The 15,273-nt window shown below is 64.8% G+C and carries 18 protein-coding genes; 3 read left to right on the top strand and 15 right to left on the bottom strand.

Features of this window, described 5'->3' with window-relative positions:
- Positions 1-6 precede the first annotated feature (6 nt).
- From ACRARG_RS05575 to ACRARG_RS05550, 6 genes are all read right to left on the bottom strand, one after another.
- The gene (locus tag ACRARG_RS05575) at positions 7-636 is read right to left on the bottom strand and encodes a glutathione S-transferase family protein (RefSeq protein ID WP_432689002.1); all 630 of its coding nucleotides are present in this window, start codon (positions 634-636) and stop codon (positions 7-9) included.
- 309 nt (positions 637-945) lie between these two features.
- On the bottom strand, positions 946-1,158 hold the full coding sequence (locus tag ACRARG_RS05570) for a hypothetical protein (RefSeq protein WP_432689001.1): 213 nt from the start codon (positions 1,156-1,158) through the stop codon (positions 946-948).
- Positions 1,158-1,601, bottom strand: coding sequence for a GFA family protein (locus ACRARG_RS05565; RefSeq protein ID WP_432689000.1), 444 nt, complete (start codon positions 1,599-1,601; stop codon positions 1,158-1,160). The genes ACRARG_RS05570 and ACRARG_RS05565 overlap by 1 nt, the downstream gene beginning before the upstream one ends.
- Before the next feature lie 170 nt (positions 1,602-1,771).
- On the bottom strand, positions 1,772-3,550 hold the full coding sequence (locus tag ACRARG_RS05560; protein WP_432688999.1) for an acyl-CoA dehydrogenase C-terminal domain-containing protein: 1,779 nt from the start codon (positions 3,548-3,550) through the stop codon (positions 1,772-1,774).
- A gap of 28 nt (positions 3,551-3,578) precedes the next feature.
- The gene (locus ACRARG_RS05555; RefSeq protein WP_432688998.1) at positions 3,579-3,983 is read right to left on the bottom strand and encodes a MerR family transcriptional regulator; all 405 of its coding nucleotides are present in this window, start codon (positions 3,981-3,983) and stop codon (positions 3,579-3,581) included.
- A 229-nt stretch (positions 3,984-4,212) separates the two neighbouring features.
- On the bottom strand, positions 4,213-4,632 hold the full coding sequence (locus ACRARG_RS05550) for a MerR family transcriptional regulator (protein WP_432688997.1): 420 nt from the start codon (positions 4,630-4,632) through the stop codon (positions 4,213-4,215).
- 225 nt (positions 4,633-4,857) lie between these two features.
- Here ACRARG_RS05550 and ACRARG_RS05545 point away from each other — a divergent pair, with 225 nt between their 5' ends.
- Genes ACRARG_RS05545 through ACRARG_RS05535 form a run of 3 tightly spaced genes read left to right on the top strand, consistent with a single transcriptional unit; the run spans position 4,858 to position 7,065 of the window.
- A complete protein-coding gene (locus ACRARG_RS05545) occupies positions 4,858-5,247 on the top strand; it encodes a PaaI family thioesterase (RefSeq protein WP_432691319.1) in 390 nt (129 codons plus the stop codon).
- On the top strand, positions 5,244-5,750 hold the full coding sequence (locus ACRARG_RS05540; protein WP_432688996.1) for a PaaI family thioesterase: 507 nt from the start codon (positions 5,244-5,246) through the stop codon (positions 5,748-5,750). Before ACRARG_RS05545 ends, ACRARG_RS05540 begins: the two co-directional genes overlap by 4 nt.
- Entirely contained in the window at positions 5,743-7,065 is a 1,323-nt protein-coding gene (locus ACRARG_RS05535; protein WP_432688995.1) for an MATE family efflux transporter, read from the top strand. The genes ACRARG_RS05540 and ACRARG_RS05535 overlap by 8 nt, the downstream gene beginning before the upstream one ends.
- Before the next feature lie 108 nt (positions 7,066-7,173).
- Here the strand turns inward: ACRARG_RS05535 and ACRARG_RS05530 are convergent, their stop codons facing one another.
- Genes ACRARG_RS05530 through ACRARG_RS05490 form a run of 9 tightly spaced genes read right to left on the bottom strand, consistent with a single transcriptional unit; the run spans position 7,174 to position 15,272 of the window.
- Positions 7,174-7,989, bottom strand: coding sequence for an alpha/beta fold hydrolase (locus tag ACRARG_RS05530; RefSeq protein ID WP_432688994.1), 816 nt, complete (start codon positions 7,987-7,989; stop codon positions 7,174-7,176).
- A gap of 10 nt (positions 7,990-7,999) precedes the next feature.
- Positions 8,000-8,956 (bottom strand): branched-chain amino acid ABC transporter permease, encoded by a 957-nt coding sequence (locus ACRARG_RS05525; RefSeq protein WP_432688993.1) that lies wholly within the window; start codon positions 8,954-8,956, stop codon positions 8,000-8,002.
- The gene (locus ACRARG_RS05520; protein ID WP_432688992.1) at positions 8,953-9,822 is read right to left on the bottom strand and encodes a branched-chain amino acid ABC transporter permease; all 870 of its coding nucleotides are present in this window, start codon (positions 9,820-9,822) and stop codon (positions 8,953-8,955) included. Before ACRARG_RS05520 ends, ACRARG_RS05525 begins: the two co-directional genes overlap by 4 nt.
- Positions 9,822-10,544 carry an ABC transporter ATP-binding protein gene (locus ACRARG_RS05515; RefSeq protein ID WP_432688991.1) on the bottom strand — a complete coding sequence of 241 codons (723 nt, stop codon included), beginning with the start codon at positions 10,542-10,544 and terminating at the stop codon, positions 9,822-9,824. The genes ACRARG_RS05520 and ACRARG_RS05515 overlap by 1 nt, the downstream gene beginning before the upstream one ends.
- Positions 10,541-11,275: an ABC transporter ATP-binding protein gene (locus ACRARG_RS05510; protein WP_432688990.1), complete on the bottom strand. Its 735-nt coding sequence runs from the start codon at positions 11,273-11,275 to the stop codon at positions 10,541-10,543. Before ACRARG_RS05510 ends, ACRARG_RS05515 begins: the two co-directional genes overlap by 4 nt.
- A gap of 5 nt (positions 11,276-11,280) precedes the next feature.
- A complete protein-coding gene (locus tag ACRARG_RS05505) occupies positions 11,281-12,513 on the bottom strand; it encodes an ABC transporter substrate-binding protein (RefSeq protein WP_432688989.1) in 1,233 nt (410 codons plus the stop codon).
- 46 nt (positions 12,514-12,559) lie between these two features.
- Entirely contained in the window at positions 12,560-13,864 is a 1,305-nt protein-coding gene (locus ACRARG_RS05500) for a M20 family metallopeptidase (protein WP_432688988.1), read from the bottom strand.
- Positions 13,861-14,505 carry a cysteine hydrolase family protein gene (locus tag ACRARG_RS05495; protein ID WP_432688987.1) on the bottom strand — a complete coding sequence of 215 codons (645 nt, stop codon included), beginning with the start codon at positions 14,503-14,505 and terminating at the stop codon, positions 13,861-13,863. The genes ACRARG_RS05500 and ACRARG_RS05495 overlap by 4 nt, the downstream gene beginning before the upstream one ends.
- A complete protein-coding gene (locus ACRARG_RS05490; RefSeq protein WP_432688986.1) occupies positions 14,499-15,272 on the bottom strand; it encodes an N-formylglutamate amidohydrolase in 774 nt (257 codons plus the stop codon). The genes ACRARG_RS05495 and ACRARG_RS05490 overlap by 7 nt, the downstream gene beginning before the upstream one ends.
- Between the last annotated feature and the right edge of the window lies 1 nt (position 15,273).

Genomic DNA, 15,273 nt, shown 5'->3' with positions numbered 1-15,273 from the left:
TTGGTATTAAAGGCCGCGGTCGGAGGGCCGACCGGGCATCAGATCATAGGGGTGTTTCCAGCCGGGCAGGGCCGCGATGCGGTCAAGCCAGGCGTCGATGGCGGGGAACTCCTTGCGGTCAAAGCCGAAGGGTTCGGGATAGAAAAGGTAACCGCAGCAGGCAAAATCGGCGAGGGTGACGGCATCGCCCACCATCCAGTCGCGGCCGGTCAGGTGTTTCTCAAGCGTCTTGAGCGCGGCCATGACCCGGCCGTTGACAAAGCCGATGGCCTCTTTGGGGCGCTTGTCCTCGGGGATGAAGTTCAGCAGGAAGCGCAGTGTGCCCTGCTGGCCGGAGCCCTTCTGCCCGTCCCAGAACAGCCAGCGCAGGATTTCGTTGCGGTCGCCCTCCATGAACTTGCCGGTCTTTTCGGCGACATGCAGCATGATCACGCAGGACTGGGTCAGGGTCAGATCGCCCTCGACCAGCACCGGCGCCTCGCCCATTTCGTTGATGGCGAGGAATTCCGGTGTGCGGCTGCCGCCGTTGAAGAAATCAACAAAGACCGGTTCCCAGTCGTAGCCCGCCAGCTCCATCGTCAGCGCCGCCTTGTAGGCATTGCCGCTTTCACCGAAGCAGTAGAATTTCGCCGTCATTGGTGTCCTCCCTTGGACCGTTTCGCGGCGGGGGCCAGCCCCCGCACCCCCGGAGTATTTTTGCCAAGATGAAGGGGGGGCTTCATTTGGCGTTAAGGTTAACGCGCCTAATCTGTCCCGGCGTCACAGGCTGGAGAGCCGATGGACGTCCAAGGTGAAGCCCCGTCCTGACATATCCGGTAGCCAATCCGGTGGAGCAGGATGGGGTGGAACTGTACCGAGCATGTTTCTTCATCTTGGCAAAAATACTCCCGCCGGAGGCGTCCGCACTCCAAACCTGGGGCTGATGCCAGAGGGGCCAGGCTGCCGTCATCTCTTGCGGTCCTCCAGTTCGGAATTGAACAGCCGCAGGCGGTGGGTGAGGTTGTCCTCATCCGTCACACTGTCGAAATTCTCGAAGAGGAAGGACAGGGCCTCGCCTTCGTCGAGCCCGCCGTCCTGCGCGAATTTGCGCAGGCGGCGCCAGGCGTCTTCCGTCAGGGCCAGGTTTACGCGGCGGGTCATGCGGAAGCGTTTGGGCATCAGACCTCCGGTGCCTGACGGGAGGCAGATGGTGGCGAGCCTTCGGCAGGCCGGCGGGGCAGGGCGCCCATGGCAAGCGACCAGGCCGGGAGGTGTTCGCCACGGACCATGTGGGACGGGGTGTAGGGCGTGCCCTCGCCCAGTGTTGCGGCCAGCAGTTCGATCGTGCTGCCATTTGTCTCCCGGAAGAAGAGCGGCGTGCCGCAGCTGGCGCAGAAGCCGCGTTCGGCCACGTCTGAGGAGCGCCAGACCTGGGGCGCTTCGATCCAGCTCACCCGGGTTTCCTCCACTTCCCGAAAAGCGACCACAAAATTGCCTGTCGCGCGCTGGCACATGCGGCAGCCGCAGAGCGTGTCGCGCACCGGTCCGGCGGCAATCGAGTAGCGGGCAGCACCGCATTGGCACATGCCGTGGCTTGCCGGGCGGTCGATCCAGTCTGACATGGCTGCTCCTCTCCCAGTTAGCACATCCACGCCTCCCTATGTGGGGCGGTGTCGGGGGGCCGTGCAACCCCTTGCACGGCCCCGCCAGCCTCGAACGGCGGGAAATCCGCCGGTTCCGTGAGTGGAGGCAGGACGCCCCCTGTCGGCGTTAGGGCCGGGTTGATCCCGGCTCAGAAATTGGCTGCGTCAAGCGCCATGACGGGCGCGGCGCCGGAGGTGATCCGGGCCACATGCATGGCGCAGGCGGGCAGGCGACGGGCCATGTAGTAGCGGCCTGTCGCGAGTTTGCTTTCGTAGAAGTCGCGGTCGCCTTCGCCGGTGGCCAGTGCAGCCTTGGCCGCGACCGCCATACGCGCCCACATATAGCCCAGGCAGACATGGCCGAAGAGGTGCATGAAGTCATAGGACCCGGCCAGCGCCTCGTTCGGGTTCTTCATGCCATTCTGCATGAAGAACATTGCCGCTTCCTGCAGCTGTTTGGAGGCGGTTTTGAGCGGCTCCATGAAGCCGTTCTTGAGGTCCTCATCCTCGGAGTTGGCCTTGATGAAGCCTTTGATCTCCTCGAAGAAGGCCATGGCGGGCTTGCCGCCGCCGGCGGCAAGTTTGCGGCCGACAAGGTCCAGCGCCTGCACGCCATTGGCGCCTTCGTAGATCATGGCGATCCGGGCGTCGCGGGCGAACTGGGACATGCCCCATTCCTCGATATAGCCGTGGCCGCCGTAGATCTGCTGGGCCAGCACGGTCATGTCGAAGCCCTGATCGGTCAGGAATCCCTTCAGCACCGGGGTCATCAGCGACACCAGCCCTTCGGCCTCGGCATCGTTCGAGCGATGGCCGCGGTCGAGCAGGTTGGCCGCCCAGAGGCCGAAGGCGCGAGCGCCCTCTACAAAAGACTTCTGGTCCATCAGGGAGCGGCGGATATCGGGATGCACAATCAGCGGATCGGCCGGGCCGTCGGGGTTTTCGGCGCCGGTGACGGCGCGGCCCTGCAGGCGGTCCTTGGCGTAGACCAGCGCGTTTTCATAGGCGACGGTGGCCTGGCTGAGGCCCTGCATGGCGACGCCCAGACGTGCCTCGTTCATCATGGTGAACATGGCGCGCATGCCCTTGTGGGCCTCGCCCAGCAGGTAGCCGGTGGCGCCGTCGTAGTTCATGACGCAGGTGGCATTGCCGTGAATGCCCATCTTCTCTTCGATCTTGCCGACCGAGACGGCATTGCGTTCGCCGGGGGTATTGTCGTCCTTCACCAGAAACTTGGGCACGATGAAGAGCGAGACGCCCTTGATGCCCTCGGGGCCGCCGGGGATCTTGGCCAGCACGAGGTGGATCACGTTGTCGGACATGTCGTGATCACCGGCGGAGATGAAGATCTTCTGGCCGGTTACACTGTAAGTTCCGTCGCCCTGCGGTTCGGCCTTGGTGCGCATGAGGCCCAGATCGGTGCCGCAATGCGGCTCCGTCAGGTTCATGGTGCCGGTCCATTCGCAGGTGACCATCTTGGGCAGGAAGGTCTGCTTCTGCTCGTCCGTGCCATGGGCATGGATGGCGGAATAGGCGCCGTGGGTCAGGCCCGGATACATCATGAAGGCCATGTTGGCGGCGGAGAAAATCTCGCCCGTGGCCGTGGACATGAGGGCAGGCAGGCCCTGACCGCCGTAGTCCGGATCGCAGTCGAGGCCCGGCCACCCGCCTTCGCGGAACTGATCGAAAGCTTCCTTGAAGCCCTTCGGCGTACGGACCACACCGTTTTCCAGAACCACGCCCTCGCGGTCGCCCACGGCATTGAGCGGGGCAAACACGTCAGAGGAGATCTTGCCGGCCTCTTCCAGAATGGCCGCGGTGAAATCGCGGTCCAGCTCGTCATATCCGGGCACATCCTGTTCCGAGGCTTTCAGAACCTCGTGCAGGACGAACTGCATGTCTTTGACGGGTGCGGTAAAGGTCGGCATCGCTCTCTCCTCCTTCGGGGCGGAGGGGTTACTCCGCCGCTTTCTGTTCCTGCCCGAGGTTGGCGATCATCTTCGCACCCCAGGCCATCTGGTCCTTGAGCTCCTGAATCGCGGCGTCCAGTTCGGCACGGCGCGATTCCATTTCCGCCAGGCGGTCCTCTGCGATGGCATAGGTCCGGACAAGCTGCGTGTGCTGCTGGTCGCCCATGTCGTAGAGTTCCAGAAGCTGGCGGATATCCTCAAGGCTGAACCCGAAACGCTTGCCGCGCAGGATCAGTTTCAGCCGGGCTCTATCACGCCGCGTAAAAAGACGCTTCTGGCCTTCGCGGATCGGAAACAGGAGCTCCTTTGCTTCGTAAAACCGCAGGGTGCGCGGGGTCAGCTCGAAAGCATCGCACATCTCGCGGATGGTCATCGTACGGTCGGTATCCATCATTTTATCCGTCAGATCGTAAAACAAGAATTTGATCGGACGGTCAAAAACAGATCCTATTCATCATTACAACTGTGGGTGACGTTAACGTAAGCGGAACGTTGCGTAATTTTGCGGATGACGTAAGATCAAGCAAAGTGACGGTAGGTAAGGCGCAACATTCGTTCTGGCCAAACTTGTTTGTGTGCTAACAATTTGAGCAGTGCTTTTCGGGGCCTATCCTAAAGTATTAGCCTTGGTCCTGTACGATGTCCTGAACCGCATCGGGTGATTCGTCATAGACGGCGAGGGAGGCCGCCGTGCGGTCGCGCAGTTTCTGCAATTCGGCCAGGGTTTCGTCGATCTGGTCGCGCTGCTCGCGCAGTTCAGACAGTTGCGCATCGGCGCTTTCGATCCAGCTTGTCATCTGTGCGGCAGAGCCCTGCTCGTCATAGATATCCAGCCACTGGCGGATCGCCTCAAGTGAAAAGCCATATTTCCGGCCACGCAGGATCAGGCGCATCCGGGCGCAGTCGCGATTGCCGTAATAGCGAGAGCGTCCCTGTCGTTCCGGGTGCAGAAGTTCAATATATTCGTAATATCGCAATGTGCGTGGGGTCACATCGAACCTTTCGCACATCTCCTTGAAGCTGAGGCGCATCTCGCCCATCCTCCAAGCCTCCACCTTACCCGAAGCCAATTTGTGACGTTAGGTCATTTTTACCGGGCGAATGCGCCTGTGCAAGCCCCGCTTCCGGTCATCCCCTTGCCGGTGCGCGACTTTGTCGCTCATATGCGGGCGAAAGGACATTCCATGACGACCGAAGACGCCCTGCCGCCCGATCCCGATCAGCCCCATGCGCCGGAGGAGTCGGACAAGATCGCCCGCCAGTTCATGGATGCGCTACCACATGCGCGGGCGCTCGGGCTTGAGGCGGTTTCGATGGGGCGCGGCGTGGCGGAATTTGCACTTCCCTATGCCGAGCAGCTGATTGGCGATCCGGCGACCGGGGTGCTGCATGGGGGCGCAGTCTCGGCGCTGCTCGATACGACATGCGGCGCGGCGGTGGTGTCGCATCCCGAAAGCGCGGGGGGGACGGCGACGCTCGATCTGCGGATCGATTACATGCGGCCTGCGACGCCCGGCCAGACGGTGCGGGCACGGGCGGAATGCTACCATGTCACCCGCTCTGTCGCCTTTGTGCGGGCAGAGGCGCTGGATGACGATGCGGCGCGGCCCGTGGCCTCGGCCACCGGGGCCTTTACCTTCACGATGCGCAAATGAGCGCGGGACGGTCCCGGCCGGAACCGGTTCAGGTCATCAAGCAGCGGCGCGACGCGGCCCTGCGAACCTTGGTGGAGGGGGTGCCCTATATCGGCTTCCTCGGCATCACCTTCGACCGGCGCGGCGATGAGCTGACCGCCGTTCTGCCGTATGACGAGAAACTGATTGGCAATCCCATTTTGCCGGCCTTGCACGGCGGGGCCACGGCCGGATTTCTGGAGACGACGGCGCTGGTCGGCCTCGCCTGGTCGATGCTCTGGGACGAGGTGGAAAGCGGCGAGGAGATCGCGCCGCCGCGCCTGCCCAAGACCATCGACCTGACGGTGGATTACCTGCGCTCCGGCCTGCCGCGTGATGCCTATGCGCGGGCCGAGATCACCCGCGCCGGGCGGCGCTATGCCTCCGTCCGGGTGGAGGCCTGGCAGGACAACCGGCTGCGCCCCTTCGCGCAGGCCACGGGGCATTTCCTGATGCCGGCGCGGGGCGAGGGCGCGGATGGCTGAGCCGATCACGCACCGGCGCGTCGTCCGGATCGCGCTGCCCATTGTGCTGTCGAATGCCACCGTGCCGCTGCTGGCGGCGGTGGATACCGGCGTCGTGGGTCAGCTGGGGGAGGCCGCGCCGATTGGCGCTGTGGCCATTGGCGGCATCACCCTGACGGCGATCTACTGGATCTTCGGCTTTCTCCGGATGGGGACGACGGGGCTGACCGCCAATGCGCTTGGCGCCGGACATCATTACGAAGTGGCGGCGCTGCTGACACGGGCGCTGCTGATCGCCGGGGCCGGGGGGCTGGCGATCATCGCGCTTCAATGGCCGCTCTTTGCCGGGGCCTTTCTGCTGTCGCCGGCCACGCCGGAGGTGGAGGCGCTGGCGCGCGACTACATGTCGATCCGCATCTGGTCGGCGCCGGGGGCCATTGCCGTCTTTGGCATGACCGGATGGCTCATCGCGCAGGAACGGACGCGGGCGGTGCTGGGCATCCAGCTGGTGATGAACGGGCTGAACATGGGGCTCGACGTGCTGTTTGTGCTGGGGTTCGACTGGGGCGTGGCGGGGGTGGGCTTTGCCACCTTCCTGTCGGAATGGGCGGGCTGCCTGCTGGGGCTGTGGTTCTGCCGGGCGGCATTTGGCGTGCCGGCCTGGCGGGACTGGGCACGGGTCTTTGACCGGGCGCGGCTGGTGCGGATGGCGGTGGTGAACCGCGACATCCTGATCCGGTCGCTGCTGCTGGAAGTGATCCTGGTGTCGTTTGTCTATTTCGGGTCGGATTTCGGCGATGTGCAGCTGGCCGCCAATCAGGTGCTGACGCAGTTCCTGTTCATCACGGCCTATGGGATGGACGGCTTTGCCTTCGCGGCGGAGGCGATTGTCGGCCAGGCGCTTGGCCGCCGCGACCGGGCGGCGCTCAGGCGCGGGGCGGTGCTGACCTCTGTCTGGGGGTTCGGCGTCTGCGTGGTGCTGTCGCTGGCCTTTGCTGTGGCCGGGGGCGCGATCGTGGATCTGATGGCCAAGGATCCGGGAGTGCAGCAGGCGGCACGGGTCTTTCTGCCGTGGATGGTGGCGGCGCCGGTGATCGGTTGCGCGTCGTGGATGTTCGACGGGATCTTCATCGGCGCAGCGCGGTCCAGGGACATGCGCAATATGATGGCGGTGAGCTTTGTGATCTATTTCGCGGCTGTCTATGCGCTGGTGCCGGTGATGGGCAATCACGGGCTCTGGGCCGCTTTGCTGATCTCCTTTGCCGCGCGCGGGGTGACCCTTGGGCTGCGCTATCCGGCGCTGGAGGCCTCGGCCGACCTCCCGGCGGAGGCGTGAGGCGGAGAGGGTGGCGGGGGGCTGTCTGCCCCCCGAACGGCAAGGCGGGGCCTTGCCGCCCCCCCGAGGATATTTTCCGACCAGAGAAGGGGGGCGGGGTTTCCGGCGTCAGAGGCTTTGCATAAAACGGCTGAGGTAGGGGTCGAAGAGGTCCGGGACCTCCCAGAAGGGGGCGTGGCCGATGCCGGGCAGGCGGTAGACGGTGTCTTCCCAGAGGTTTTCATAGGGGATTGCAGCGATGTAGTCGTTGTTGATGAAGACGTCCTCCTCGCCGTTGACGATGGCCAGCGGCACCTTGGCGTGGATGGCGATTTCCTGCTGGTTGCAGCCCTCGGGCGCCAGGATGCGGGAGAACATCAGGGCGCGGGCCCGTCCGTCCGTGCGGGCGACTGCCTCCAGCAGGAAGGGTTCGAACGGGGCGTTCACGCCGCAGGTGGAATGCGCGTAATCCGACACGTTCTGTTCGGTGAAATCCTGTTGCCCGGCGAGGCCCATGTGTTCGCTGGGTTTGAACCCGGCGCCGAGGCTTTCCTCCTTGGGCTCGACCGGCGGGGTGCCGGTGATCATCAGGCCGGTCATCGCATCGGTGCGGGCCAGCATCTCAAGCCCGATATGACCACCGAGCGACCAGCCGAGCACGGCATAATTCGGGATGCCCAGTTCCTTCATCACCTCGATGGCCGTATCGGCATAGCCGGGCATCCAGTAGGTCTTGTCCGGGCTGAAAGCATTGGAGCTTTCGCCATGGCCCGGCAGGTCGAAGGCGATGCAGCGGTAGACCTTGCCGATCTCGCCCTCCAGCTGGTTGCGGAAGACCTGACGGCAGGAAGAATTGCCGTGGATCATCAGCAGGACAGGACCGTCGCCGCCAGTGTCGGTCAGGGCGATATTGGCGTGGGAGGTCTTGATGGTCTGGGTTGTCATGGCAGGGCCCTCAGCTTTTGCGTGGTCTGGTGAGAAGTCGTCCGAAGATGTCGATGGCGCCGCTGGGCGCGATGCGCAGCACGAGGATCATGGCGACGGCGACAACGATGAAGCGCGCCTCCTCCAGCCCGCGCATGCCGGCCATGGCCTCTGTCGCGAAGGTGAGTGCGAGGGCGGCGAAGACCGGGCCAAGGATGGAGCCGGCGCCGCCGATCAGGACCATGGAGAGCACCAGCGTGGCGACAGAGAAGCCGAAGACCTCGGGCGAGGCGACGCGCAGGTAGATGGCGTAGAAGCCGCCTGCGATGCCGGTGCAGACGGCGGAGGCCACAAGCACCAGCACCCGCTGCCGCGCGACGGAGATGCCGCGCGCGGCCGCGTAATCGGGGTTGTCGCGCACGGCGCGCAGGGATTTGCCAAAGGGCGAATGGGCGACAAGCAGCATGGCGATGGTCGACAGCGTCAGGATGATGAGACCGACGTAGTAATAGGCCAGCTTGAAGTCGCGTATGAACTTGTAGTCGCCGATCGACAGATAGGGCAGGCGGACCAGCCCCTCTGCCCCGCCGGTGAGGTCGCCCTGCGACAGGACGATCTGAAGGCAGAGCTGGCCAAAGGCAAAGGTGACCAGCACGACATAGATGCCCTGCAACTTGGCCACCGGCAGGGCGATCAGCAGCGCCGCCAGCGCCGCCGTGATGCCGCCTGCAAGGATGGCGAGCCAGGGCGAGAGGTCGAGCGAGGTGGTCAGGATCGCCGCCGTGTAGACGCCGATGCCGAAGAAAGCCAAATGGCCGAAGTTGAAGAGGCCGGCGAGGCCGAGGCTGAGGTCCCAGTTCACCGCAACGGTGGCGTAGATGAAGGCCACGATGAAGACATGCCTTGTGTAGCTGTCGGTGACAACGATCGGGACCAGCGCCAGCAGGACCAGCGCGATCAGGGCGGAGAGGCGTTGCTTGTGCGTCATGAGGCTCTCCCGAAGAGGCCGTTGGGCCGGAAGATGAGGACAAGGATCAGGGCGAGGAACAGCACCGAGGGTGTCCAGTAGAGGCCGAGCCAGAGCACCAGAAGCGCCTCCAGCATGCCAATGACATAGGCCGCGCCCGCCGTGGCGCCAAGCGATCCGAGCCCGCCGAAGATCACCACGATCATCGCATTGACCAGCGGGTCATTGCCCAGCCCCGGTGTGACGAAACGGATGGAACCCAGCAGCACGCCCGTCAGCCCCGCCAGCGCCGCCGAGAGGCCGAAGGCCAGCGAGAAGGTGCGCGGCACGTCGATGCCGATCAGCGCGGCACTGTCCTGGTTCTGGCCCACGGCCCGCAGCGACCGGCCCGACCGGGTGCGCCCGGTGTACCACCAGAGCGCCAGCAGCACTGCCGGGGCCAGCACGATGATCAGCGCCTCATGGGTAGAGACGGGGGCGCCCAAAATCGACACCTGACCGTCGATCACCCGGGGCAGTTGTTTCAGCCGCGGCCCCCAGATGATGGAAATGCCGCGTTCAAGGATGGTGGAGGCCGCCAGCGTGGTCATCACCGTGATCAGCATCATGTTGCGGCTTTCGTAGAAGGGGCGGACGAGCAGCAGCTCGATCAGCACCCCCGCGATCACCGCCGCCCCGATCCCCGCCACGAAGCCAAGCGCGAGGCCGAGGCCCAGCTGGTCCGTTACGGTCCAGGCGATATAGGCCCCGAGCGTCATCAGCGCGCCATGGGCAAAGTTGAAGACGCCGAGCGTCGACCAGATGAGGCTCAGGCCGGAGGCCATCAGCGCGTAAAGCGATCCGAGCAGCAGGCCGGATACGAGCGTGGGGATTAAGACGCCGTCCATCAGTGTGCCTGTTCTCCGAAATACATGTCCATGATCTCCTGATGGTCGGGGGCGTTGGCCTTGTCGATTTCGCTGGCCACCTCGCCCTGTTCAACGAGGTAGAGCCGGTCCGACAGGGCCAGCAAGAACTCCACATCCTGTTCAACGACGATGAGGGGGACGCCCTTCTTGGCGATCTCTCCGATGGCCTCCCGCAGCTCGCCCTTGAGGCGGGGGGACAGGCCCAGCGTCGGCTCGTCCAGGATCAGCAGGCGCGGGTTGCACATCATGGCGCAACCGATGGACAGCATCTGCCGCTCGCCGCCCGAGAGCGTCTTTGCCCGCTGGCGGCGGCGTTCGGCGAGGCGGGGAAAGAGGGTGTGCACCTCCTCCAGCCGCTGTTTCCAGCCGTCGCGGGCGCGGGGGGAGAAGGCCGAGAGCTCCAGCGTCTCCTCGACGCCCATATCGCCGAAGAGCGTGTTGCCCTGTTGCGCCTGCACCAGCCCCGCCGCCACGATGGCGGAGGGTTTGGCGCCGGTGATGTCCTGCCCGTCAAAACTGATCTTGCCGGTGGAGGGGCGCAGCAGGCCGGAGATCGTATGCAGCAGCGTCGTCTTGCCATGCCCGTTGGGACCGAAAAGCCCGATGGCCTCGCCCGCGTCGAGATGGATGTCGATGCCATGCAGCACCGGCACGGTGCCATAGCCCGCCCGAAGGTCCGTGACGTCGAGAAGGCGGCTCATGCGGCGGCCCCCCCGAGATAGGCCTCGACCACGCGCGGGTCGCGGATGACGGTCTGCGGGTCGCCCTCGGTCAGGACGGCGCCGTGGTTCAGCACCAGCAGGCGCTGACTGACCGACAGCAGCAGGCCAAGGACATGTTCGATGATCAGGATGGTGACGCCGGTCTGGTTGACCTTGATCAGCAGCGCGTCCAGCGCCGCGATCTCCGGCCGGGTCAGGCCGGAGGCAGGCTCGTCCAGCATCAGGATATCGGGTTTCGACACCAGTGCGGAGGCGATCATCAGCTGTTTCTTTCCGTAGACCGACAGATCGGCCGTGGCCATGTCGCGGCGGGCCTCGTCGAACTGCACGAGCTCCAGCGCCTCTTCGGTGGCGTCCTTCAGGGCCGTGCCGCGCAGGGCGCCGCCGTAATGGCCACCAAGCGCCACGGTTTCGCGTGCGGTCAGGTCGGGGAATTCGGCATCCTTCTGGAAGGTGCGGCTCAGCCCCTGACGGAAAATCTGATGAGGACGCGCACCGTCGATGCGCGCCCCCTTGAACCGGATTTCTCCGGCCGTCGGGCCGAAGGGAATGCCCGTAATGCAGTTGAAAAGGGTCGATTTGCCGGACCCGTTCGGCCCCGCGACGCCGTAGATCTCTCCGGGCGTGACGGTAAAGCTGACGTCGTTCACGGCGGTCAGGCCACCGAACTTCTTGGTGACGCCCCGCAGGTCGAGGATCGGGTCCGGCATCTGGATCACTCCATCCAGGGCGGCGTCATGAACTCGCCGTCCTTGTAGCCCTCGGGGGCGAAGAGCACGCGCTTGCCGTCCTGGATCTGGTAGAACTGGAGCGGGATGTTCTCGTTGCCCTGCAGTGCGAGGTGGGTTTCCGGGTCAAAGGCCATCAGGCCCGCAGCGGTGTCCTTTTCGGCCTTGCCGATCCATTCGCCGATGGCGACGCGGTCCGACGGATCACCCACGGCGGCGAGGCCGTCGGCATACATCATCACCTCTTCATAAAGCGCCGGACCATAGGCGCCGGGCTCATTTCCGAAGGCCGCGACGTATTTGCCGATCACCTCCTTGGAGCGTTCGGAGGCGGAGGTCGGCAGCGTGCCGCCCAGCAGGTTATAAAGCACGCCGGAGGAGGCATCCTTCGTCAGCTCCAGGAATTCCGGCACGGAGGGCGCGTACTGGATGAAGACGAGGCTGTCGGTCGGCTGTTCCATGAACTGCGACATGAAGGCGGCCGCATTGCCGGGCAGGTAGTCGGTGTTGATGACAACCGCGGGCGGGTTCTGCCGCACCTTGGCGAGGAAGCCGCGCCAGTCGCCCACTTCGCCGAAGGGGACGAGGTCGTTGACGGTCACTTCCCAGCCGCCGGCCTCGAAGCTTTCCACCAGACCGTCTGCGATGGTCTTGGAATAGGGGTTGTCGGAGGAGATCAGCGCCAGCGTCTTTTCCGGCAGGTCCAGCGCGCCGCTTTCGGCCAGGCCTTCGATCACCGGCAGAACGCCGGTGTTGTAGGCGTCGAAGGACGGGGTGAAGGACCAGATCGTCGGGAAGGCCGAGGGGTCTTCGGAGATGATGTCGCGCGTCTGGGCGGAGTTGGCGGAGACGAGGTAAATCATCTCCTGTTCCGCCATCATCTCGATCTCGAAGTTCGACCCGGAGGCATAGCCGGTGACGATCGCGCCCATGTCGCGGTCGCCCAGCAGACGCTCGGCGGCGGTGGCGACGGCGGCGGCGGACTGGTCAGCCGCATCGCCCACGACCAGCTCGAACGTGTAGCCGGCGATGCCGCCGCCCGCGTTCAGCTCATCGACGGCCATCTGGGCGCCGTTGACCATTTCCTGACCGTCTGCGGCAGCAGGGCCGGAGACGGGGGCGAGCACGCCGATCTTGACGACATCGGCCTGGGCCAGGACCGGAAGGCCCAGACCCGTGACAAGCGCCGTGGTGGCGAGGAACATCCTTCTGTTCAGCATTTTTTCACTCCAGGTTGGTAAGAGGTTGGGTGTTGTTATTGTTGGGTTATTTCGTGCCGCAGATATCGAGGACGGCAGCCGCGATCACCTTGGTCGTCAGGTGGAGGGAGGCGGTATCGACATATTCGTTGTCGCCGTGGAACCCGTCGCCCGAGGGGCCGTAGATACAGGCGTCGACGCCCGCACCGGCGTAATGGGCGGCATCGGTCACGGCGTCGAAGCCGCGCACCTCGGGTTCGGATTTCAGCCGGGTGTGATGGCCCACCAGCGACTTGACCAGCGGGTGGTCAACCGGCGTATCCATCGGCGGGAAGTGCAGCCCGCCCAGTTCCCACTGCACCACCGGCGGATGCGCCTTGGTCCACGGGTCGAGGCCCGCGAAGGACATCACGAATTCCTCGAATTCCTTGCGGATATTGGCAGAGGTCTCATGCGGCAGGAACTTCAGGTCCAGATCCAGCGTCACCCGGTCGGGTGTCATCGCCGGGTTCGTGCGGATCAGCGGCAGCCCGTCCTCATCCGTGCCGACGCCGCCGTGGATGACGCCCGGGTTGATCGTCGACAGGCCGGGCGGGCAGAGCGGGTGGTAATTGGTGCGGCAGCGCGCGGCTTCGAATTCCTTCAGCGCCATGAGGAACCGCGTGGCGATCTCGATGGCATTGACCGCCGGTTGCAGGCGGCCCTCCACATCGGGCTGGGGGAAGATGTCGTTGTAGCGGAACCCGGCATGGCCCGACCGCCCGATCAGCGTGACACGGACCCATTCAAGACCGCCCTCGGCGGGCACGACCTTGTCCCACGTGGGTTCGGCGACGATGGCGTTTTTGGCCAGATGTCCGCGCTTCACCGCATCCATCGCGCCAAAACCGCCCGCTTCTTCGTCCACCACGCCGTGGATCGACAGCCGGCCGTCGAGAGTAATACCGGCGGCCTTGATCGCCTCATAGGCCGCGATGCAGGCGGCGAGGCCTGCCTTCATATCGACCGATCCACGGCCAAAAAGCTTGCCGTCCTTGATCTCTCCACCGAAGGGATCGACCACCCAGTTGGCCTGATTGCCGACCGGCACAGTGTCCATGTGGCCGCAAAGGATCAGGCTGCGCTCTTCATTGCCGGGGATGGTGCCCACGACATTGGGACGGTCGGGGAAGGTCTCGAACGTCTCGGTCGAGAACCCGTTGGATTTCAGCCGGTCCTCGACCAGGGCGCACATCAGCGGCTCGTTATTCAGCCCCTGCTTTTTCTCGAATTTCGGATTGACGGAGGGGATGCGCACCATCTCCTGCGTCAGGGACAGGACACGGTCCTGATTGGCGTCGATATTGTCGAATACCTTGTCGAGGGCGGTCATGCGGCGGCTCCTTTCAACTCGTCGACGATCTGGTCGGTGGTCACCTGGCGGCAGTAGCCCTTGATCGCGTTGATGGAGGCCGCCTGGCGTTCGGGCGAATAGGTGAGGCAGGCATCGGTGACCTGCGTCACCAGATAGCCAAGGTCGCAGGCATCGCGGATCGCGCCTTCGACGCACTGGTCGGTGACGAGGCCGCAGATCACGACCTGCCGGGTGCCGAGGCAGCGCAGGATGTAGTCGATATTGGTCGAGACGAAGACCGAAGACGAGTTCTTGGGCAGCCAGATCTCGTCCTCGCCCGGCGCCAGCGCGTCCAGCGGTTTGCCGTCCCAGGACCCCTTGGGCACGTTGAAGCCGGTGATCTTGTAATCGAGGCTGCGGTCGCGGCCGTCTTTGGTCAGGCTTTCGATGGTGGTGTAGATGACCTCAACCCCGGCGGCGCGGCAGGCGTCGCGCAGGCGCTGCATGGCGGGCAGGGTGTTGGCCTCAAACTCATCGAAGAAGGCGCCGTATTTCGCCTCGAATTCCTCAGGGGAGAGATGGGCGAACTCACCGCCGTCGCGGCGGGCAGAGAAGTTCTGCACATCGATGATGATCAGCGCAGAGACGGCAGGGTCGAGGGGGACGTCACGGGTCAGCATGGGGTCTTCTCCAGTAGGTGGCGCACGGCGCGGGAGAGCAGGCCGGCATATTCGGACTGCCCCTCGGGCGTGCGGATCAGGTCATGGCGGATTTCGATGAGGCTGTGCGGCAGGCCCGAGGGCTCGCCATGGGCCGGGACGAACCAGTCCGACTCGTCGTCAACCTGGTAAGGTTCGTTCAGCGCGAGGCTCAGGTCCGGCCGTTCAGAAGCCACGGCATCCATCAGCGCCTCGGAGGTCGCCATATCGCGGCGGCCCAGAAAGCCGACGTGCCAGGGGCGCGGGCCGGGGCGGGAGGCCATTTCGGGCGTGAAGCTGTGAATGGCGAGGATCATCTGCGGGCCTGCCGCCCGCGCGGCAAGAACCGCAGCGTGGAAGGGGGCAAAGATCGCCTCGATCCGGCGGGACCGGTCGGCCGCATTCAGCCCCATGTTGCCCGGAACCGCCACCCCGTCGGATACGGGCGGAATGGCATCGGGCGCCTGCGTCGGACGATTGCAGTCGATCACCAGCCGGGAATAGCGCTGCAGGACCGCGGTGCAGCCAAGCTCTGCCGCCATCAGGCGGGTTACGGCGGCCGCGCCGATATCCCAGCCGATATGCAGATCGAAGACATCGGGGGCGAGGCCGAGGGAGGTGAGCCCCTCTGGCACGGCCTGTCCGGCATGTTCGCAGACCAGCAGGGCAGGCAGTCCGCCTGTGCCTTCGATCCGTTCGACCGGGGCCGGGTCAGCCTTGCTGAGGAGGGGCGATCCGACTGTCGTCATG

The organism is Pseudooceanicola profundi, from assembly GCF_050897955.1.
Lineage (GTDB): Bacteria > Pseudomonadota > Alphaproteobacteria > Rhodobacterales > Rhodobacteraceae > Pseudooceanicola.
The sequence above is the reverse complement of the archived record's forward strand: the minus strand, read 5'-3'. Positions and strand labels throughout refer to the sequence as shown.